Genomic DNA, 21,139 nt, shown 5'->3' with positions numbered 1-21,139 from the left:
TTCCGGATTGCGGGGTTGGAAGCATCAAGAGGGGCGGAAGTCGGATGCGGCGATGCCATAGCGCTTGAGCTTGTCGTAGAACGTCTTGCGCGGCACGCCGAGCGCGTCGATGGCGCCGCGCACGTCGCCGCCATGGTCGCGTAGCGCGTCGCGGATGAGCTGCGCCTCGTACTGCCCAACCCTTTCGGGCAGCGCGGCGGCAGGCCCCGGCCGCGCGGGGCTCGCGCCGGCCTCGTCATCGGGCCCAAGGCCGAGCGCGACACGATCGGCGAAATGCGCCAGTTCACGCACATTGCCCGGCCAGTCGTGCGACTGGAGATAATCGCTCACGGCGGCATTCACCTTGCCGACAGGCCGGCCGAAGCGTTCCGCGGCCTTGCCGAGGAAATGCCCGAACAGCATCGGGATATCGCCGCGCCGCTCGCGCAGGGGCGGGATGCGCAGCGTCACCACGTTGAGGCGGAAATAGAGGTCCTCGCGGAAATCGCCGCGTTGATCCGGCCGGCCGAGATCGACCTTGGTCGCCGCGACGACCCTGAGATCGAGGCGCCGTGTCTCGTTCGAGCCGAGGGGGGTGAGGCTGCGCGTTTCCAGCACCCGCAAGAGCTTGACCTGCAGGGCCGGCGGCATGGATTCGATCTCGTCGAGAAACAGCGTGCCGCCGCTGGAGTGCTCGACGCGGCCGATGCGTCGCCGCTGCGCGCCGGTGAACGCGCCGGCCTCGTGACCGAACAGTTCGCTCTCGATGACGGTCTCCGGCAGGGCGCCGCAGTTCAGCGCCACGAAGGGCTTTGCACGGCGCCTGCCCCATCTGTGCAGGAGGTCGGCCACCACTTCCTTGCCGGTTCCCGTCTCGCCTTCCACCAGCACGTCGACATCCATGTCGGCGATCTGGCGCAAGGTCTCGCGCAATCGGCGGATGGCGGGCGCCTCGCCGATCAACGGCATACCGTCGGCGGCAAGTGCCGCGGCTTCGCGCAGCCGCCGGTTTTCCATCACCAGCCGCCGCTTCTCCGATGCCCGTTTCAGCGCCTCGACCAAGCGCTCCGCCGCATAGGGTTTCGGGATGAAATCGTAGACGCCATCCTTGAGCGCGGCGACCGCAAGATCGACATCGCCATGCCCGGTAACCAGGATCACCGGCAAGTCGGCGTCAACTGCCTTGACGCGGTCGAAGAGCTGCAGACCGTTCATGCCGGGCATGCGGATGTCGCTGACCACCACGCCTTCGAAACTCTCGTCGACAACGCCGAGCGCCGCTTCGGCGGCCTTCAGCGCAATTACTGTGAAACCGGCAAGTTCGAGCAGTTGCGTGGTGGCATGCAGCAGGTCCGCATCGTCATCGACGAGCGCCACCAGCCCTGATCCCTCGGTCATTCGATCCGCCTCAAGTCGATGGTGAAGGATGCGCCGCCGGCGGTGTCGGGGTCGAGCCGCAGCGTGCCGCCCAATTCCTGGGCGATCTCTTGCGAGATCACCAGGCCGAGGCCAAGCCCCTTCTCCTTGGTGGTCTGGAACGGCATGAACAGATTTCCGGCGGCTTCCGGCCCGAGGCCGGGACCATTGTCGCGCACCGAAATCAGCACCCGGTCGTCACGTTCGGCGAGGTCGATCTCGATGCGGGGATCGGGCCGGTCCTTCATGGCGTCCAGCGCGTTCTGCAACAGGTTGACGAGGATCTGCTCCAGCCGGATGCGGCTCGCCATCACCAATGGCGAGGCGGTGCCGTGCGGCTTGACGATGGTGACGCCGGAATCGCGGATGCGGCCGGACAGAAGCGACAGCGCACCTTCGATCGCCTCGCGCACCGGCAGTGGCGATGCCGCAACGCCGGGCCGGCGGGCGAAACTGCGCAAGGTGCTGGTGATGGCGCCGATGCGTTCGGTCATCGAGACGATCGACGTCAGATTGCCGCTCGCCGGTTCGGTCTTGCCGGCGTCGAGAAAGCGGCCGGCATTCTCGGCATAGGTACGGATGGCGGCGACCGGCTGGTTGATTTCATGCGCGACGCCGGCGGCGATCTGGCCGAGGATGGAGAGCCTGTTGGCCTGGGCGAGATCGTCGCGGAGCCGGCGGACCTTGGCCTCGGCGTTTTCGCGCTCGGCGATTTCGCCGGCAAGCGCCGTATTCGATCGCGTCAATTCGGCCGTCCTTGTGCTGACCCGGCTCTCCAGCTCGATGTTCATGCGGGCCAGCGCCTCCTGCCGCAGCCGGCTTGTGCGGCGGCGCCGGGTGAGCACATAGGCAAGCAAGCCCGTCAACAACAGCCCGAGCAGCGTCGTCAGGCGCGCCGTGTTGGCGGCGGCGGTCAGGGCGGCATCGGCGGGCGTCAGCAACCATAGGCGCCAACCGGGGACGGCACCAGGCAAGTCCTGCACCACCTCGACGAACCGGCGCGATTTTCCAGCCTCCTCGATTGTCGCCAGGCCATCACCGGCGCCACGCCGTATCGGCAGCGGTTCGAAGGCTGCGTCCAACTGAAGCTGGGCATGCGCGGCGGCTGCATCCGCGGCGGAGAGCGGCGCCAGCGCATGGAACCGCCAGTCGGGCTGGCTGGTGGCCAGAACGACTCCGCGTTCGTCGGTGACGAAAACGCGAAAGCCGCTTGCGCGCCAATTGGCTTCGACACCGCCGAGTTCGACCTTCAGGACCGCGACGCCAAGCGGTTTGCCGGCATCGTCGACACGGCCGGCGAGGTAGAGTCCCGGCTTGCCGCTGATCGTGCCGAGGCCGTACTGACTGGCAGCGCCCTTGGCCATCGCATCGGTGAAATAGTGGCGAAAATTATAGTCGATGCCGACAAAGCTGTCCGGCTGGCCGGCATTGCTGGCCGATATCGCGATGCCCGCAGTGTCGATGACATAGATGGCCGAGGCCAATGCATCGCCGGCTATCGCCTTCAGCTTGGCGTCGAGAGCCGTTTCCTCGACCTTCCCGGCGCGGCGCAGCGCATCGCGCACCGCATCGTCGCGCGCCAGCACCAGCGGCACGAGACGCTGCTTTTCGATTTCGCCGGTCAAGGTTCCCGCCGCCAGGGGCAAGGCGGCCAGTGCCCCATCGCGCAGCTCGCCGGCCGCCTGGCCCGCGGCGATGCGGCCGGCAATGGCAACCGCGCCGGCCAGCACCGCGAGCGCGATTGCCGCAAGCAGCCAACGCCCATCACGCAGGCGCGCTACCGCTTCGCGCAACAGGTCGCGGCCGGCAAACCCAGGGGTTTCGCTATCGATGCGCTGTCGCGGCGTCGGCCCTCTCCCTTCCCTGCACGGCTTTGGCCCCCAGTCTAATGCGAAATTCCGCCAGGGCAAACAAGACGTGTGCGGAAATCCGCACACGTCTCCGTCGAAAGCGGGGGCAGGAACGGCCGAAACCCGGGGATTCCGGCCTTCCTCCGATTTGGCACGGCGCTTGCAAAAGTTCTTCCAGCGGCGGGCAACCGGAGCGCCGCGATGGGAGAAGTCACGCAGGACGGCGCATGTCCGTCCCTTCCGGCCAGGGAGAGTTCGATGCATATCGCAGACCAATCCGCCGCGCCCGCCGCGCAGCGCAAGCCCCTCTATGCCCAGCTTTACGTCCAGGTGCTGGTGGCGATCACCGTCGGCATCCTGCTTGGCCACTACTATCCGTCGATCGGGGAGAGCATGAAGCCGCTCGGCGACGCCTTCATCAAGCTGGTCAAGATGATCATCGCGCCGGTCATCTTCCTGACGGTCGCAACCGGCATCGCCGGCATGAGCGACCTGCAGAAGGTCGGCCGCGTCGCCGGCAAGGCGATGCTTTACTTCCTCACCTTCTCGACGCTGGCGCTGATCATCGGCCTTGTCGTGGCCAATGTCGTGCAGCCGGGCGCCGGCTTCAACATCGACCCGGCGACGCTCGACGCGTCGACCGTCAACACCTACGCCGCCAAGGCACATGACCAGTCTGTCACCGGCTTCCTGATGAACATCATCCCCGGCACCATCGTCGGCGCCTTCGCCGATGGCGACATCCTGCAGGTGCTGTTCTTCTCGGTGCTGTTCGGCATCGCGCTGGCGCTGGTCGGCGACCGGGGTGCGCCGGTGCTCAACTTCCTGCAGGCACTGATGGCGCCGATGTTCAAGCTGGTCAGCGTGCTGATGAGGGCAGCCCCGATCGGCGCGTTCGGCGCCATGGCCTTCACCATCGGCAAATACGGCATCGGCTCGGTCATCAACCTCGCCATGCTGGTCGGCACTTTCTACGCGACCTCGTTCCTGTTCGTCTTCGTCGTGCTGGGTGCGGTCTGCCGCTACAACGGCTTCTCGATCCTGTCGCTCATCCGCTACATCAAGGAAGAGCTGCTGCTGGTGCTCGGAACATCGTCCTCGGAAGCCGCCCTGCCCTCGCTGATGGAGAAGATGGAAAAGGCCGGCGCCAAGCGCTCGGTGGTCGGGCTGGTCATCCCGACCGGCTATTCCTTCAACCTCGACGGCACCAACATCTACATGACGCTGGCGGCGCTGTTCATCGCCCAGGCGACGAACATCCATCTGTCGATATCGGATCAGATCCTGCTGCTGCTGGTGGCGATGCTATCCTCGAAGGGTGCCGCCGGCATCACCGGGGCCGGCTTCATTACCCTTGCCGCCACGCTTTCGGTGGTTCCCTCCGTGCCGGTCGCCGGCATGGCGCTGATCCTCGGCGTCGACCGCTTCATGTCGGAATGCCGGGCGCTGACCAACTTCGTCGGCAATGCGGTGGCCACGCTGGTCGTGGCGCGCTGGGAAGGCGAGCTCGACGAAGCCAAGCTGGCCCGGGCACTGGCTGGCACGGCCGACGACAGCCTGCCGGCGGACATCGTTCCCGCCGAGTGATCCACGGTTTCATGCCAAGGAGCATGGCCGCAAGCACACCGCTTGCGGCCATTGTCATGTGTCATCGCTGCCAGGCGGCTTTGCCCAGCGGCGCCAGGGCCTTGCCATCGGCAGCGAAAAGATGGCAGCGCGACGGATCGACTTGCCGCGAGACAGGGCCGGGCAGCTTGACCTCAGCCATTGAAGTCCCTCCTCCTCTTCGGATATGTGCTTGGGCCGGCAGGCATGGGAGCCGCCAATGTGCCGCCATCGTCGAACAGGACGAGGCTGGCCGCGCCGACCAGTCCGGCGTGGCGGCCGAGCTGGGCCTGGACCACCGGCACGTCGCGATAGGCGCGCATGGCGCGCTGGCGGATGGTCGCCCCGATGACGGGCGCCATCAGGTCGAGGCCATTGGCGATTCCGCCGCCGACGACCAGCACATCGGGCGAATAGAGATGCAAGAGATTGGTGAAGCCGACGCCCAGCCAGCGGGCCTCCTCCTCGAGCAAGGCCACGGCGAGGTCGTCCTGCAGCCGTGCCGCTTCGACCACGTGACGACCGGTGACCTCGGCGTTTGCCGAGAGGCGGCGCAGCGTCGAGCCGTCCAGGGGCGACGTCGCAGCGTTGGCGCGGCGGCCGAGCGCCGTGCCCGAGGCGATGGCCTCGAAGCAGCCGATGACGCCGCACACGCAGCGCTCGCCCTCGTTGGTAATGGTCATGTGGCCGATCTCGGCGGCAAGGCCGCGGCGGCCGTGCAGGATGCGGCCGTCGGCAACGACACCGCCGCCGATCCCGGTCGAGACGGTGACGAAGACCAGCGAGCGAGCGCCGTGGCCGGCGCCGAAACGCCATTCGCCGAGCGCTGCCGCATTGGCGTCGTTCTCCAGCCGTACCGGCAGGCCGAGCCGGCGCTCGAGTATGTCGGCCAGCGGCACGTCCTGCCAGCCGGCCAGCGTCGGCGGTCCGACCGCGATGCCGGCCAGCGGATCGAGCGGACCCGGCGCGCCGACGCCGACGCCGAGGATCGACAGTGCCGGCGCCTCGGCATGGATGGTCGCGGCCAGCGCCTCGATCTGGCCGATCACCACGTCGGGGCCGGCCTGCGCCTGCGTCGGCACCGCCGCGAAGGCCAGGATCTTGCCGTCACGGTCGACCAGGGCGGCACGAAGCTCCGTGCCGCCAAGATCGATCGCAAGGGCGGCTTCAATGCTCATGCCGCGACCTTCAGCCCATACAGCCAGCCGATGCGGCCGGCGAGATCCTTGTCGCCGAAAGCGAGCGAACCCAGCACCACCGTCTCGGCGCCGGCGGCGCGCAGCAGCGGCACGGTTTCGTGGCGGATGCCGCCGTCGGCGGCGAGCACCACCGCCGTCTCGCGGCCGGCCTTTCGCAGGATGGCGCGGGCCTCGCCCAGCCTGTCGCAGGCTTTCTCCGACAGGCCCTGGCCCTTGACGCCGATCGCGGTGCCGAGAAGCGTGACGAAAGCGACCTCGGAGACGAAAGGCGTCACCGCCTCGACCGGGGTCTCCAGCCTCAGCACGACGCCGGCCTCGGCGCCGAGTTCGCGCGCCAGCCGCACGGCGCGCAGGCCCGCCTCGCCATTCTCGGCATGGACGCTGATCATGTCGGCGCCGGCCTCGATGAACTGACGCGTCTGTTCTTCGACGATTGCCCCATCGACCATCAGATGGACATGGATGGGCTTGGCCGTCAGCTTGGCAATGCGGGCGACGAGATCGGGGAAAAACAGGAAGGACGGCGCGAAATGGCCGTCCGCCACGTCGATGTGATGGAGATCGACATGCGGTTCGATGCGTTTCAAATCGCTTTCGAAATTGGCGAGATTGGCCGACCAGAGCGAGAATTCGGCGATCAGACGATCGCGCGGCAATGCGGCGATGGCGGCCGGGCCTGACAAAGGTTTCGAGATCATGACTGGTCCTGGTTGCTAAAATTTCTGTCGAGGAAGCCGCCGATGGCGGCGCGGATTTCGGCGAAATGGCGATCCTTGTCGGTGGCTTTCGAGCTCACCTCGGCGAAGGCTGCGTTCGGGATGGTTTTGGCGAGTTCGCGGGCGGTCGCCAAGGGATGGACGAGATCGATGCCGCTGCCGATGACGAGCGTGGGCATCGCAAGGCCGGCAGCTTCGGCCCGCGTCACGCCGGGTCCATCATTGGCGATCGCCTGCATCACCTCGGCAAAAACGGTTGCGTTTTCGCGCGCGAAGAAGCTGAGCAGCGAGGCGAGATTGTCCGGCGCCTCGTCGCGAAAGTGGGCAGCGGTCGCGGAGGAGGCGAAGGCCGCGCGCGCCTCAGCCAACGGAAGCCGCCGGATGAGTTCCGCCACTTCGACGTAAGGCTGCATATTCTGGGGGGCCACGTCGAAGGTCCAGGCGGGGCGCACCAGCACGAGACCAGAGACGCGATCCGGGTGGCGGGCCGCCAGGTGCAACGCAATCGCCGCTCCCATCGAGATGCCGCCCGCGACGAAACGCTCCATTCCGGCTGCGTCGGCCGCGTTCATTACATCATCGGCGAACATCGCGATCGAGAACGGACGCTTGCTGCCGGCACTGGCGCCGCCTTGCGCGCGGCATTCGACGGTCAGCCGCCGGCGCGAAGGGCTGTCGGGAAAGTTCAAAGCCACCTGCGCGGCATCGCCGCCGAGACCGTGCTGGAAGACGATGGGAAGGCCCTGCCCCGTATCGAAGACACGGAGCGCTGCATCGTCGCACAGCATGATCGTCGGCGCCGCGCCCATCAGAGCAACCCTCGCAGGAAGGCGGCGACGCCGGCAGCCTCGTCGGCGGACAAGCCGTGCGTGACGAGCGCGCCATCGAAACCCACGCCCTTCAGCCGCGCGACGAAATCCGGGAAGTCGACAACGCCTTGCCCTGCGGTGGCAAAGCGGCCGTCACCGTGCCGGTCCTTGGCATGCGCCATGGCGATGTGGCCGGCGGCTTCATCGATCGCGGCGGCGACGATGGTGCGCGCCTCGTCCGGCGTCGCGTGCTCGAACAGGTTTGCCGGGTCGAGCACGATCTTCAGGTGCTTCGAGCCCATCTCGGCGATCAGGCGCATCGCATCACTCGCCGAAGTGACTATGTTGGCCTGCTCAGGCTCGATGCCGAGATCCACGCCTGCGGTCTCGGCCAGCGCCAGCGCCTTTTCCATCTCGGCGGCCATGTCGGACCAGGCGGCCGGTGTGGCGTTGTCGGGATGATATGCCCACTGGTCGGCTGCATTGCGCGAGCCGGTGCAGAGCGTGACCAACGGGATGGCAAGGGCGGCGGCAGTGTCGATGACCACCCCCAAGCGCCTCAAGCCCTCGTCGCGGACCGTCCTGTCGGGATGCGCCATGTTGTAGGTGCCCGAGAGCGCCGCCAACGAAACGGCAGACGATCGCGCAGCGACACGGATGGCAGCGACGGCATCCGCCGGCACCGCATCCGGCATCGACGGCAGGCCGGCGCAGGCGAGATTGAACTGCGTCGTCTCATATCCGGCCTGCTTGACCGCGGCCAGCACGACGGCCGGGTCGGTGCCGGGAAAAGTCTTGGCGAAGATGCCGAGGCGCATCAGACGGCACCCGAAACCGAGGCGAGCTCAACCCGTTCGCCTGATACAACAGAGCGGGCAATGGCCACCATTGCGCGGATCGAGGCGATGCCGTCCTCGACATTGGCGCCGCGCATCGGCGCGCCAGTGAGCACGGTGTCGGCAAGGCCTTCGAGCTGGCGGCGGAAGAAATGGCCGTCGGCGCCGAGCGGTTTGCGCGAGGTCGCGTCCTTCTCATGGAAGATGTCCACCTCGCTGGCGCGGAAGTACCAGGGGTTGAAGGTCTTGGCGATGACCGAGCCATTCTCGCCATAGAGCTGGAAGCCCTCGTGCCAATCCATGCGCACGGCGACGGTCAGATCGAGATGGCCGAGCGCGCCGCTGGCGAATTCAGTCTCGACAAACCAGCAATAGGCGCCGAAGCGCTCGTTGAGGCGGGCGTGCACGGCGACGATGTCGCCACAGAGGAAGCGGGCCGTGTCGACCAGATGCGATCCGTGCGCCAGCATAAAATATTGCCTGAGATCGGCCTTGGGATTTCCCGCCGGCTTTTTCGCCAGCTTGCTGGTGACGGGCAGCGGCTGCACGGCATCGGTGTTGGTGTAGCGGTGGGTGGAATCGCAATACCAGGCCTTCAGCGCCAGCACCTCGCCCATCTCGTCGCGGACGAAGTCGCGCGCGGCCTCCAGCGCCGGGTCGAAGCGCTTCATGTGGCCGACCTGCAGCACCTTGCCGGAGCGCCTGACCGCCGCCGCGAGCGCCTCGCCTTCCTCCACCGAGGTGCCGATCGGTTTTTCGCAGAGAACATGCTTGCCGGCATCGAGCGCCTTGATCGACATCGGCACGTGATAGGCATCCGACGTGGCGACGATCACCGCTTCCAGCTCCGGATCGGCGAGCATCGCGTCATAGTCGGCATACATCTTCTGCGGTTCGTAGGTGGCGCCCATGCGGGCGAGCAGATCGGGCGCCGCGTCGCAGATAGCGTAGAGGTCGGCATTGCCGGCCTTGACGCAGGATTCCAGATGCGCGAACTGCGCGATCGGGCCGCAGCCGAGCACCCCGATCCTGAGGCGTCTGTCCTGTTTCATGATCATCGCTCAGGCCCCGTAGCCGCGCATTGTCCGGCGGTTGGTCTTGACCGCCGCGGCCGGATCGGCGGCGGCCGTGTCGGATTCTTCTTCCAGCACCAGCCAGCCGTTGAAGTGCGGCGCGGTACCGGCGATTTCGATGACTTGAGGTGTGTCGCAGACGCCTTCGCCCAGCATCGCCCAGGTGCCGCTGGCGTCGACGTCCTTGAGGTGGATGTAGCGGATGCGGTCACGGTAGGTGGTGAGCGTGTCGGCCATGTCCTTGTGGCCGCGCAGGATGTGACCGGTGTCCGGCACCCAGCCGACCAGGTCGGGATCGAGCAAGGCAAAAATCGCGTCGTAGTCGGCGCGGTCGAACAGCAGCGTGTTGTGGTGCGAACTGGGATGCACCGCCACCTGGACGCCAGCCTTGCGGCCGAGCTCGCCGGCCTTGTTGTAGACTTCCGCCGCGATGGCGAATTTGTCGGCGCGCGGTCCGTCGGACACCACGGTCGCCGAGCCCATCGACACCAGCGCGCCGGGAAAGGCGGCGACGAAGTCGATCCAGCGTTTGGCGGTTTCGAGATCGGTGCCGATCTGATCCTTCAGCGTGAAGCCGCTGCGTGAGCCGAAGGCGAAGGAGACGAGCGTCAGCCCGGACGACTTCAGGGCAGCGGCGAACTCGGCCGGCTTGCCGGCATAGCGGCCGATCATGGTGTCGGTGATCTCGATGCCGGCATAGCCGCCATCGCCGATCGCCTTCAGGAGATCGTCGGGGCCGCCGGTAAACCGGTCTCCCAGCATTTCCCAGGTGAAGGTCTGGCAGCCGACTTTGAGGTCTTTCACGTTCATCCTTTCATTCCTTGATACCGCTTACTCTCGATGCCGCCCCGCGATGATGTGGCGCTAGAAGAACAACACGAGTAGCGGAACGGTGATGACGGACGAGGCCGCGGCGATATCGCCTGCCAGCAGACAAGGTCCAATCATCGATTGCAATACGCGGGTCAGTTCTCCTGGGGATGGACATCCTACTTGACCGAGCCCGCGGTCATGCCGGCGAGGAAGTACCTCTGGGCAACAAGGTAGATGAGCAAGAGCGGTAGCGAGCCGAGCACGCTCATCGCCATCATCTGGTTCCATTCGAAGGCGTGCTGCCCCATCAACAGCTGGATGCCGATCGGGACGGTGCGCATGGACGTCGACTTGGTCAGCGTCAGGGCAAAGAGAAATTCGTTCCAGCACAACAGAAAGGTGTAGACCGACGTCGCCACGATACCAGGCAGTGAAATCGGGACGATCACCCGCCAGAGTGCGGTCCAACTGCTACCGCCGTCGACAGCCACTGCTTCATCGAGATCGCGGGGCAAGGTGTTCAGATAGCCCGTCATCAAAAGGATCGCGTAGGGCAGCGTAAACACCAGGTAAGTCAGGATCAGCGCGACATAGGTGTCGAAGATGCCGTACGAGACGACAAGCCCGAAGAAAGGGATCAAAAGTGTGATCGGCGGGATCGTCTGCGTGCTGATGATGATTGTATTCAGGCTGCCCTTGCCGCGGAAGTTGAAGCGGCTGAACCCATAGGCCGCCAGCAAGGCGATCAGCACAGTCAGCACGGTCACCGCTCCCGCCACGAAGTAGCTGTTGAAGAAGAAGCGCAGCTTTACCGGATCGCCAAGGATGGCCTCGTACGCTTCCAGCGTGAAGGCCTTCGGCAGGATGGTTGGCGGCAGGGCAAAGATTTCGGTGTTCGACTTGAACGAGCTGCTCAGCATCCAGTAGATCGGGAAGGCCGCGAAGAACAGCCCTGCCGCAAGAGCGACATGCAGCGCGACGGTGATCAGCTTGTCTTTGCCAGAGTTTCGTTTCCTCATGGTGACTACCGAGCCTTCTGATAACGGATATAGAACAGCGTCAGGCCAAGCGAGATCAGCAGGATGACCACGGCGCTCGCCGACGCCTGTGACAGGTTGTAGCTCGAGAACGCCAGCTTGTAGGTGTAGGTGCTGAGGACCTCGGTCGCGTAGATCGGACCGCCGCCCGTGGTTATCCAGATCAACGGGAAGACCTGCATGGTCCAGATGAAATCGAGCAGCGAGATGCTGATGATGATCGGCATCAGCTGCGGGATGGTGATGAAGATCAGCTTCTGGTAGGCCTTCGCCCCATCGATATCGGCGGCCTCGTAGAAATCCTTGGGAATGCCTTGCAGGCCTGCGAGCAGGCTGACCATGAACAGCGGATAGCCCGCCCAGATGTTGGCGAAGGTGACGGCGTGCAGCGCGGTCTGCGGCGAGGAAAACCACTCGACCTTGGAACCGATGATGCCGATCTGCATGAGAATGCTGTTCACCACGCCATTCGGCTCGAGCAGCAGGCGCCAGATCACGGCGATGATCACCGCGGTAAACAGCCAGGGCAAGATATAGAGCACGCGCAGAATGTTGCGCAGCGTCGGATTGATGCGGTCGCTGTTCAGCATGAGCGCGAAGACCATGCCGATGGTCATGTGGAAAATGACGCTCATGCATGTGAAGTAAAGCGTATGCCAAAGCGACGCCCAGAACACCGGGTCGTCGAAGATCGCCTGGTAGTGCTTCAGTCCGGCAAAGGATGGGTCACGACGCAGCACGGCGCTGTTCTGGAACGAATAGGCAATCACCGTCACCATCGGCAACAGCATCAGAAGGCCGATGATGAGCAGCGAGGGCGACAGATAGAGGTAGGGTGCGACCGCTCGTTTCAGCTTGTGGTGGGAGCGCTTTTGCCGGGTCATGTGCCAACCTTGGGATACGCCTTCAAGAGAAGGTAAGCTTCAAAAACAGGTCCATCTCAAATTGCCGATCCGTTGTTGCCGGGTGGCCTGCCCGAAGCCGGGCCACCCGGTCGAAGATAGCAAAGGGGAACAGGCCGATCAGAATTTCGCCATCCAGCCCTTTTGCGCGGCAGCGGCCGCCTCTTCCGGTGTCTGCTCGCCGGCAAGCATCTTCTGGGCTTGCACGTCGAACTGGGTCATCAGGTCTTCGGCCACCGGCAGGCCCGTGAACTCGTTGGCGAGATAGCCGGTCTTGAAGATCTCGAAGGCCTTGCCGAAAGCCTTGTCGGACGTCACGAAGTCGGGTTTGGCGTTGACGTTGCCCGGGAAGGCGTTTGCAAGCGAGACCAGCTTGGCGTTCACCTTTTCGCTCATCAGATACTGGACGAGTTTCCAGGCCTCCTCCTGATGTTTCGAGGCGGCGGAGATGCCGATGCCCCAGGACGCATAGGGAAGGCCGCGCTTGCCGGTATAGTTTTCCACGACCGGGACCGGGATCAGGTCGAAGTTCAGCTTCGGATTGCGCTTGCGGATGAGGTTCACATGCGCGAGCGAGTCGATCATCATCCCGACGCGGTCGTTGACGAATTCCTCGACCTTTTCCTGCTCGGTCTTGGTGGCGATGCCGGGCGAGATGGTGCCGGCGTCATTGAGCGATTTGACGAAGGACAGCATATCGACCACCGGCTTGCCCTCGAGGGCGGGCTTGCCGTCCGCCATCATCGACTGGCCCGAAGCCCAGACCCACGACATCAGATCGTTCTGGACTCCGCCGGGAGACTGCAGCGACAGCGGCAGCACCCAGCCATACTGGTTCTTGTTGGCGTCGGTCATCTTCTTGGCGGCGTCGAGAAATTCCGCGCGGGTCGACGGCAGCTTGGTCACGCCGGCCTTGGCGGCGAGATCCAGATTGACGAAGACCGGATAGACGAAGGAGGCGACCGGAAACATCACCGCCTTGCCGTCCACCTTGATGATATCGGCGACCTGGCCTTTGTCGAACTTGCTCGCATCCATCATCGGATTCATGTCGGCGAGCGCGTTCTGCGCATTCAGATTGTTCACCCAGGCACCGTCGAGACCGACAACGTCGCTGAGCGTTCCGGTCGCAGCACCAACCGAGATCTGGTCTCGCGTGGTCGCGTAGGGGCCGCTGACCAGCGTCACCTTTATGCCGGGGTTCGCGGCCTCGAACTCATCCATGATTGACCTGAGCGAGCCAGCCGGCAATTCGGGCTCCCACCATTGGGTGAATTCCAGCGTCGTGTCCGCCAGGGCGCCGGTTGCGCCGAGCAACCATGCGGCCGCGGCTATTTTCAGCATTGCGGGTTTAATACGAAACGTCATTTTCTCCTCCTTCTTTGGGGATCGACCGCACAATGCGGACGACCGTCTGGTTATTCAGAAGTCTTCTTACGCAGGCGCCTCACCCTCGCCTGCGGGCCTTGCCGCGGGTCTTCAGATCGCCAGATGCGTCTCGGGATCGAAGAAATGGAGCTTGGCGTCATCCAGGGCCAAGCGGATTTCCGCGCCGGCGCGGACCGTGCTGGCCGGTTCGAATCTCGCCACCGCGTTCGACGCCAGGCCGAAATCCTGCACCGCGTCCGGGTCGCCGGAGTCCACCCGGACCGCATCGATGTTGAGATGGACGATGTGTTCGGATCCGAGTTCTTCGATCGAGGTCACCTTTGCCGGTATCGTCTGATATTTGCGGCCCGATTCGAGGTTGCTGTCATAGAGATCCTCGGGTCGGATCCCGAACACGACCTTGCGTCCCGCATAGGACCTCAAGCCCGGCCTGCGGACGAAGGCCGCATCCTGCAAACGGATGGCCAAGGCGCCGGACGTCAGTTCGTCGCCCCTCAGGGTTGCCTCGAAAAGGTTCATCGAAGGAGACCCGATGAACCCGGCAACGAAAGCGTTCACCGGCGATTCATAGAGTCTCTTGGGGGTGTCAACCTGCTGCAGCACGCCGCCTTTCAACACCGCGACCCTGTCCCCCATCGTCATCGCTTCGGTCTGGTCGTGGGTCACGTATATGGTCGTTACGCCGAGCTGCTTTTGCAGGCTGGTGATTTCGGCGCGCATTTGCACGCGCAGTTTCGCGTCCAGATTGGAAAGGGGTTCGTCCATGAGAAAGGCGGCCGGCTCGCGCACCATGGCGCGGCCCATCGCAACCCGTTGACGCTGTCCGCCCGAAAGGTTCGCGGGTTTGCTGTCCAGCAGAGACGTCAGCTGAAGGGTTTTGGCGATCTCGTCGACGCGCTTCTTGCGCTCGGCCTTTGGCTTGCCGGCCAGCCGCATCGAAAAGGCGATGTTTTCGAACACCGTCATATGCGGGTAGAGCGCGTAGCTCTGGAAGACCATCGCGATGTCGCGGTCCTTGGGCGGCATGTCGACGACGTCGATACCGCCGATCCGAAGGCTGCCGCTGGTGACGTCCTCCAATCCCGCGATCATCCGCAACGCGGTGGATTTGCCGCAACCGGACGGCCCGACGAGTATCAGGAACTCGCCGTCCTCGACCGACAGATTCAGCTGGTCGATTGCGTGAAAATTGTTCCCGTAGGTTTTGCAGATATTCTCAAGAACGACTTCTGCCATCTTCCTCCCTCCACAAGTCCAAGCCACTGATTTTTATGATTATCCTCGGCTTGTGTTCACCTGCGAGATATTTCCTCGGATAGTTCGGGCTCTGTTGCGGTATGGAGCCGCGCATGCTTCAGTTCGACTGCCGACGGCGCGTTCGTCGATGCCAGGAGTGCCTTGACCTGATCGTCGGTCGGAAGCGCCTCACGCCCGCCCCGCCCCGTTATCGAAAGAGCCGCAGCAGCGGCCGCGAATGCGACCCGGCCCGCGGTGTCGGCGCCGCGCGTCAATGCAAGGGCGTAGGCGCCATGAAAGCAGTCGCCGGCGCCGGTCGAGTCGACGACTTCAACCCGGTGCGGAGGCAGGTGCCACAGCCCGGCTTCGTCGCGTCCGCGATAGTAGACGCCCCTGCCGCCATCCGTCAGAACCACGGCGGACCGCGACGGCAACCACAATGCATCGAGTATCTCGGCCGGCGATCGGCGGCGCGTGGCGGTCCGCGCAAAGCCGAGGGGAAGAATGAGATGGTCGCAGAGCGCGATCAGCCTTTCGGTGGCTGGACCGCTGCTCCATTCGACGTCGCCGAGGATCGCAAGGCCGAGGTCGCGAGCCCGCGCCACGACATCCAGCGACCCGATCGCATAACTGTCGACGATCAGCACGGTCGCGCGGCTGAGAACCTCGTCCGGAAAATCCGGAGCGGTGCCCAGCATCGCTTCGTCGTCATAGGCGATGAACCGATCGCCGTCCGAACCGACGGTGATACGCGAGCGCACCGGGCGCGCGTCGACGTGGCGCGGCGCGAACGCGGTTTCTACACCGCTCGCAACGAGATCGCACAGCACGGCGTCGTCGACGGCACTGCCCAGCCATCCGATGAACCCGGCGCTTCCGTCGAGCCGCGCGACGGCGGCAAGCGCCGTCGCGACATTTCCGCCGAAAGTCCGGGCGCTTTGCAGAACCTTCCCCTTGCCCGCCGACAACGGCTGATCGACATAGACGATGTCGTCGATCGAGATCGCTCCGAAGCCGAGGATTGAGGGAACGGTGGGCATGGTTCAGGCACCCGCCTTGGCCAGGGCGTCCTGCGCCGAGAGCCCGTCATGGATGACGCCCCGGAAAGCGGTCGCCGCCTTCTGAGGATCGCCATGCCCCCAGAGATTGCGGCCGACCACGGCGCCGCGCGCGCCGGCACGGATGGCGTCCGCCGTCTGCTGAAGGGCGCCGAGCAGCGTATCGGTCTTCGGGCCGCCGGCGATGACAACCGGGACCGGGCACGTCCGAACGGTCTCGCGGAACGACTCGAAATCGCCGGTGTAACCGATCTTGATCACGTCGACGCCGGACTCGTAGCCGATGCGCGCCGCATAGGCGATCTCGTCGGGGGTGAAGACGATCTTTGCCCCGTCGGTGAAATCGCGAGGGTAGATATGCGCCACAACAGGCATGCCATAACGGGCCGCCGCGTTCACCGAATCTGTCAGCCAGCGAATGTACTTGCCCTCGGTCGCGCCGCGCACCGGAATGGCAACGGCCAGCGCGTCGGCGCCAGCCCGCACCGCGTCCTCGGGCGTCGCAATCAGTTCGCTGATGCGATCGTCCGGGGTGAAGCAGCCGGCCTGGATGACCAGGGAAGCCTTGCCCGCGTATTGCGGCCACAGATGGCGCGCGGTGCCGGGCTGGATGCTGACGTAGTCGGGCTTACCTTCCATGACGCGAGCGAGCGCGCCCGGCAGGTCGGCAAGGCCGCCTTTGCGCACGTCGCCATAGCCGACGAAGTGGTCGACCGCGCCGCCAAAAAGGTTCCCCGATGGATGTGAGAAGAGGCGCGCAAGGCGCACCTTGGTTCCGAGACTCATGACTGCAAAATTCTCCAATCGGTTGATTTCAAAATCCCAAACGCAGTGTTTGCGAAAGAAATCACAAAATCAATCTTTCGAAAGCTTTCGAATTTGCGTATTTTGGGTGTGACGAACCGAGGCCATGGCGATCGCCTGGCGCGTGGAGGCAAGGACGGGGCAATGTTGTCAGAGCAGAGACGCCAAGCGATCCTGGGCGAGGTGCAACGCAGCGGACAGGTTCGCATCAAGGACCTGTCCGACGATTTCGGCGTGTCGGAAGTCACGGTGCGCTCCGACCTCGAAATACTGGACCGCAAGGGACTGCTGACCAAGACCCGTGGCGGTGCGGTGACCCGGACCACCGATTCGACCTCGGCGGCGTTCGCGCGGCGCATGCAAACCAACATCGAGGCAAAGAAACGCATCGCCCGGGCGGCGGTGGAACTGTTCGAGGACAACCAGTCGGTCATCTTCGACGGCGGCTCGACGTTGATGCAGGTTGCCATGCAGTTACCGCCGCTCAGCAATGTCGTGGTCGCGGCCACGGCGATGAATATCGTGCAGCATCTGATGCATCGGCCCGGGCTCGACGTTCACATGATCGGTGGCCGGGTCTATCCAGACACGGTGAGCACGCTGATCACCGATGCCGACACGGCTCTCGGCGGCTTGGTGGCGCATCAGGTCTTTGTCGGAGCGCATGCGATCGACTCCTCACTGGATGTGGTCGACGTGAATGAAGACATGGCGCGAACGAAGCGAAACCTCGTGCGCATGGCCCGGCGCGTGGTTCTGCTCGCGGATTCGAGCAAATGGGGCGTCAGCGGAACCTCCAAGGCTTTTTCGCTGTCGGGTGTCGATGTGGTGATCACCGACGATGGCCTGTCCGGCCCGATACGCAGCCAGCTCGATAGGACCGTGGCCAAGGTGATCTATGCCTGAAGCCGTCGCGATCCACGGCCGCGTGGCCGGGATTCAATGCGCGGCTGACGCACGAGATTCGGGTCGGCGCCCGGCCGATTTTTGCCTGTCATCTTCTCCTCCCAAGCGCCGGCAGCCTCCCGTTATCGCGCCAGCATTTCCGCATGTTCTATAAAAATTTTACGCGCGTCAATATTTAAAATGCTGTATAGCGATTTCGGACGCGATCCGCCACCGTGGCGACGGATCGGGCCGGCGTGAACGCATTGGGAGGTACGACAAAAAATGCAGGCAAAATCAGAAGCCAAACTCGGCATCGGCGTCATCGGATGCGGCAACATCTCGATGACGTATCTGCGCAACGCCGCGCTTTTCGGCGGCATCGAATTGCGCGCCTGCGCCGATCTTTCCGCCGAGATGGCGGCGTTGCGGGCCAAGGAATACGGCATCCGGGCGCTGAGCGTCGATGCTATTTTGGCCGACCCCGAGATAGACCTCATCCTCAACCTGACGATTCCCGCCGCACATTTCGACATTTCGCTTTCCGCTCTTTCCGCCGGCAAGCACGTCTTCACCGAAAAGCCCTTGGCGACTTCGGCCAGCGACGGCCGGCGCCTGGTGGCGGAAGCGGCAAAACGCGGCCTGCTGCTCGGCTCGGCTCCCGATACCTTCCTTGGCGCGGCCGGACGCAAAGCGCGCCGCTTTATGGATGAGGGCGCCATCGGCCGCCCGGTCACCGGCACCGCCTTCATGATGGGACGCGGCATGGAGCATTGGCACCCCAACCCGCAATTCTACTACCAGCCGGGCGGCGGCCCGGTGTTCGACATGGGCCCCTATTATCTGACGATGCTGGTCAACCTGCTCGGTCCGGCCGCGCGCGTCATGGCGATGGCGACGCGTGGCCAGGAGGAACGGCTGATATCGGCCGAAGGGCCGTTCAAGAACACGACGTTCAAGGTCGGCACCCCGACCAATGTGCTGTCGCTGCTCGAATTCCGCTCCGGCGCCACCGTCACCTTCGGCGCATCGTGGGACGTCTTCAGGCATTCCAACCATCCGATCGAACTGCACGGCACGGAAGGCTCGCTGCGCCTGCCCGACCCGGACACATTCGGCGGCACCGTCTCGCTGTCCGAACGCGGCGCGGAGTGGAAGGATTTCGCCAGCGAAGGCGAACTCTACGGCGCCCGCAACTGGCCTTACGCAGCGCCCGACCGCGCCAATTACCGCATGCTCGGCGTCGCCGATCTCGCACGTTCGCTGCAGACGGGAGCAGCGCCGCGCGCGTCCGGCAATCTGGCGCTGCATGTGCTGGAGATCATGGAAGCGATCCTGCGGTCGGGCGAGACGAAAAGCTCGGTCGCCATTGCCGGTGACGTCGTCCAGCCGGCCCTGCTCAGCGAAGACGAGGCGCGCGGCCTGCTCGCCTGACCTCCAGCGGAGATCACGATGACACTTGATCCGGATGCACAGCGTGCCCTCGAAATCGGCCGGGCCGCCGGTGGCGAGCCGTTCGAGAATGGCAGCGTGGCGGCGGCGCGGGCCGCTTATATCGCTTCATTCCCGACCCAGCAGGGCGACCGCGAGCCGGTCGCGGCAACCGAGCAACGGCAGATCGACGGGCCGAACGGCCCGGTGACGATCCGCATCCATCGCGGTATCGGCGCGGCGCGGATGGGGGCGCGCGCCGTGCTCTATCTGCATGGCGGCGGCTGGGTCATCGGCAATCTCGATTCACATGACGAGATCTGCCGTTGGCTGGCCAATCTCGGCAACGCGGTCGTCATCTGTCCCGACTACCGGCTGGCGCCGGAGCACAAGTTTCCCGCCGGGCTCGAGGACTGCGCGGCAGCGCTGCGCTTCATGGCTGGGAATGCCGGAGACCTCGGCATCGATCCAATCCGCATTGCCGTCGCCGGCGACAGTGCCGGCGGCAACCTTGCCGCCGTTCTGGCGCTGCTTGCCCGCGACGGACTGGCGCCGCCGCTTGCCGCCCAGATCCTGATCTATCCCAACACCGATGCCCGCCAGATCGCGGACAGCTACCGGCGTTTCGGTGACGGCTTCGGGCTCACCGCCGCCACCATGGCCTGGTTCCGCGACCGCTATGTGCGAACGCCGGACGATATCGCGGACTGGCGCGTTTCGCCGCTGCTGGTCTCCAGCCTTGCCGGCGCGGCGCCGGCCTTCGTCGCGGTCGCCGGCCACGACATCCTTGCCGACGAAGGCACGGCCTATGCCGAGCGCCTGCGCGCCGACGGAGTGCCGCTGGTGTTGCGGCACTGGCCGGGTCAGATCCATGGCTTCGTCTCCATGGGCCGCCACATCCTGGCCGCGCGGCAAGCGGTGAGCGAGGCGGCGGCCTGGCTTCAGCTGCAGACGCGTGCTCAGGCCGACTGACGCATCACCAGGGTCGCGCCAAGCTTGACATTGCGCGCCAGATCATGGCCGGGCGGATCGGCCTCGTCCAGCAACGCCAGCAGGATCTCGACGCTGCGGCCGGCCATGGCGGCAAAGTCCTGCGCCATGGTGGTCAGCGCGGGACAGGTGTAGCGGCTCAGCGGATGATCATCGTGGGCGGCGACGCGAAAATCGCAATCGGCGCGGCGGCCGATCTTCAGCCCGCGCGAAAAGGCGGCCGACATGACGCCGAAGGCGAGACGGTCATTGGCGCAGAGCAGCGTGCGGGCCGGCAGGCCGCCTTTCTCGAGCGTCCTGTCCATCCATTCGTGACCGATGCGCTCGAAGTCCCAGCTGTAGTCGCCCGCCGCCTTGAGAACGGTGGGCTCCAGGCCTGCGGCGTGCATCGTGTCGACATAGCTCTGCAGGCGTTCGCCCGAATTGTGGTTGACATGCGGAATGTCGACATAGACCGGCGGTTCGCCGGACCGGCAGAGATAATCGACGATCGTCGAGGTGCTCTGGTGATTGTCATTGCCGACGAACGGCGTGTCGCCTTCGATGTAAGTGTCGAAATAGACGATCGGGATGTCCTCGCTCATCCGCTCGAAGACGCCGGGTTCGGAGACCCGTCCCAAAGGAGCGACGATGGCGCCGGCAACCTTCAGCGACATCAGCGTCCTGACCGATTCCGCCTCCAGCTTCGGCGAACCGTGCGATGAAATGACGATCGGCCAAAACCCTTCGTCGCGGCAGCGCAGTTCGATGCGGCTGACCATCTCGGCGTAGAACGGATCGGTGATCGTCGGCACGACGATGCCGACATTGCGGGTGCGCTTGCGGTTGAGATTGCGGGCGAAAACATTCGGCTGATAGTCGGAGGAACGAAGTGCGGCCTCGATGCGCGCCCGTGTCGCCGGCTTCACGCTGGCCGGATCATCGAAATACTTCGACAGGGTCGGCCGCGACACGCCGGACGCCCTGGCGAAATCATCCATCGTCCGGTGGGTCTTCTCCGCCATCTATGTTTCAGCCCCTTTAATCCTCAATGCTGGCCTTCGCGCTCTGCCAGAATCAGTCTTGCGACCGTCGCGATGAGGCAGCATTGCTTGACCGAACTTATTCAGTC

Annotated in this window: 19 protein-coding genes; 4 read left to right on the top strand and 15 right to left on the bottom strand. The window is 64.7% G+C overall.

Features of this window, described 5'->3' with window-relative positions; translation table 11 throughout:
• Positions 1–24: 24 nt before the first annotated feature.
• Positions 25–1,377: a sigma-54 dependent transcriptional regulator gene (locus tag EN824_RS17240; protein ID WP_127278728.1), complete on the bottom strand. Its 1,353-nt coding sequence runs from the start codon at positions 1,375–1,377 to the stop codon at positions 25–27.
• The gene (locus EN824_RS17235; protein ID WP_127870669.1) at positions 1,374–3,191 is read right to left on the bottom strand and encodes a sensor histidine kinase; all 1,818 of its coding nucleotides are present in this window, start codon (positions 3,189–3,191) and stop codon (positions 1,374–1,376) included. The genes EN824_RS17240 and EN824_RS17235 overlap by 4 nt, the downstream gene beginning before the upstream one ends.
• Positions 3,192–3,503: 312 nt before the next feature.
• Here EN824_RS17235 and EN824_RS17230 point away from each other — a divergent pair, with 312 nt between their 5' ends.
• Positions 3,504–4,832 carry a dicarboxylate/amino acid:cation symporter gene (locus EN824_RS17230; protein ID WP_135932562.1) on the top strand — a complete coding sequence of 443 codons (1,329 nt, stop codon included), beginning with the start codon at positions 3,504–3,506 and terminating at the stop codon, positions 4,830–4,832.
• 173 nt (positions 4,833–5,005) lie between these two features.
• Here EN824_RS17230 and EN824_RS17225 read toward each other — a convergent pair whose 3' ends face one another.
• From EN824_RS17225 to EN824_RS17170, 12 genes are all read right to left on the bottom strand, one after another.
• Positions 5,006–6,028: an ROK family protein gene (locus tag EN824_RS17225; protein ID WP_135932561.1), complete on the bottom strand. Its 1,023-nt coding sequence runs from the start codon at positions 6,026–6,028 to the stop codon at positions 5,006–5,008.
• Positions 6,025–6,747, bottom strand: coding sequence for a ribulose-phosphate 3-epimerase (locus tag EN824_RS17220; protein WP_135932560.1), 723 nt, complete (start codon positions 6,745–6,747; stop codon positions 6,025–6,027). Before EN824_RS17220 ends, EN824_RS17225 begins: the two co-directional genes overlap by 4 nt.
• A complete protein-coding gene (locus EN824_RS17215) occupies positions 6,744–7,574 on the bottom strand; it encodes an alpha/beta hydrolase (RefSeq protein ID WP_135932559.1) in 831 nt (276 codons plus the stop codon). The genes EN824_RS17220 and EN824_RS17215 overlap by 4 nt, the downstream gene beginning before the upstream one ends.
• Complete coding sequence (locus EN824_RS17210; protein ID WP_127275934.1) at positions 7,574–8,392, bottom strand: sugar phosphate isomerase/epimerase; 819 nt, start codon at positions 8,390–8,392, stop codon at positions 7,574–7,576. Before EN824_RS17210 ends, EN824_RS17215 begins: the two co-directional genes overlap by 1 nt.
• Entirely contained in the window at positions 8,392–9,468 is a 1,077-nt protein-coding gene (locus tag EN824_RS17205; protein WP_127275935.1) for a Gfo/Idh/MocA family oxidoreductase, read from the bottom strand. The genes EN824_RS17210 and EN824_RS17205 overlap by 1 nt, the downstream gene beginning before the upstream one ends.
• Before the next feature lie 3 nt (positions 9,469–9,471).
• Positions 9,472–10,293, bottom strand: coding sequence for a sugar phosphate isomerase/epimerase (locus tag EN824_RS17200; protein WP_127275936.1), 822 nt, complete (start codon positions 10,291–10,293; stop codon positions 9,472–9,474).
• Positions 10,294–10,472: 179 nt separating this feature from the next.
• Positions 10,473–11,315, bottom strand: a complete 843-nt coding sequence (locus EN824_RS17195) for a carbohydrate ABC transporter permease (protein WP_127275937.1) — start codon at positions 11,313–11,315, stop codon at positions 10,473–10,475.
• A gap of 5 nt (positions 11,316–11,320) precedes the next feature.
• Positions 11,321–12,217: a sugar ABC transporter permease gene (locus EN824_RS17190; RefSeq protein ID WP_127275938.1), complete on the bottom strand. Its 897-nt coding sequence runs from the start codon at positions 12,215–12,217 to the stop codon at positions 11,321–11,323.
• Positions 12,218–12,355: 138 nt separating this feature from the next.
• On the bottom strand, positions 12,356–13,603 hold the full coding sequence (locus tag EN824_RS17185; protein WP_135932558.1) for a sugar ABC transporter substrate-binding protein: 1,248 nt from the start codon (positions 13,601–13,603) through the stop codon (positions 12,356–12,358).
• Positions 13,604–13,714: 111 nt separating this feature from the next.
• The gene (locus EN824_RS17180) at positions 13,715–14,860 is read right to left on the bottom strand and encodes an ABC transporter ATP-binding protein (protein WP_135932557.1); all 1,146 of its coding nucleotides are present in this window, start codon (positions 14,858–14,860) and stop codon (positions 13,715–13,717) included.
• 56 nt (positions 14,861–14,916) lie between these two features.
• Positions 14,917–15,900: a PfkB family carbohydrate kinase gene (locus tag EN824_RS17175; RefSeq protein ID WP_135932556.1), complete on the bottom strand. Its 984-nt coding sequence runs from the start codon at positions 15,898–15,900 to the stop codon at positions 14,917–14,919.
• Between the two features lie 3 nt (positions 15,901–15,903).
• Positions 15,904–16,704 (bottom strand): class I fructose-bisphosphate aldolase, encoded by an 801-nt coding sequence (locus EN824_RS17170; RefSeq protein WP_127870593.1) that lies wholly within the window; start codon positions 16,702–16,704, stop codon positions 15,904–15,906.
• A gap of 162 nt (positions 16,705–16,866) precedes the next feature.
• Here EN824_RS17170 and EN824_RS17165 point away from each other — a divergent pair, with 162 nt between their 5' ends.
• The 3 genes from EN824_RS17165 (at position 16,867) to EN824_RS17155 (ending at position 20,010) form a co-directional block, all read left to right on the top strand.
• A complete protein-coding gene (locus EN824_RS17165; protein WP_135932555.1) occupies positions 16,867–17,628 on the top strand; it encodes a DeoR/GlpR family DNA-binding transcription regulator in 762 nt (253 codons plus the stop codon).
• 264 nt (positions 17,629–17,892) lie between these two features.
• A complete protein-coding gene (locus EN824_RS17160; RefSeq protein ID WP_135932554.1) occupies positions 17,893–19,041 on the top strand; it encodes a Gfo/Idh/MocA family oxidoreductase in 1,149 nt (382 codons plus the stop codon).
• Positions 19,042–19,059: 18 nt separating this feature from the next.
• Positions 19,060–20,010: an alpha/beta hydrolase gene (locus tag EN824_RS17155; RefSeq protein WP_135929743.1), complete on the top strand. Its 951-nt coding sequence runs from the start codon at positions 19,060–19,062 to the stop codon at positions 20,008–20,010.
• On the opposite strand, the gene EN824_RS17150 is transcribed toward EN824_RS17155, so the two are convergent.
• Positions 19,998–21,032, bottom strand: coding sequence for a LacI family DNA-binding transcriptional regulator (locus EN824_RS17150; protein WP_127275945.1), 1,035 nt, complete (start codon positions 21,030–21,032; stop codon positions 19,998–20,000). The genes EN824_RS17155 and EN824_RS17150 overlap by 13 nt on opposite strands.
• Between the last annotated feature and the right edge of the window lie 107 nt (positions 21,033–21,139).

The sequence above is a fragment of the Mesorhizobium sp. M8A.F.Ca.ET.181.01.1.1 genome (assembly GCF_004792025.1).
Taxonomy (GTDB): domain Bacteria; phylum Pseudomonadota; class Alphaproteobacteria; order Rhizobiales; family Rhizobiaceae; genus Mesorhizobium.
The sequence above is the reverse complement of the archived record's forward strand: the minus strand, read 5'-3'. Positions and strand labels throughout refer to the sequence as shown.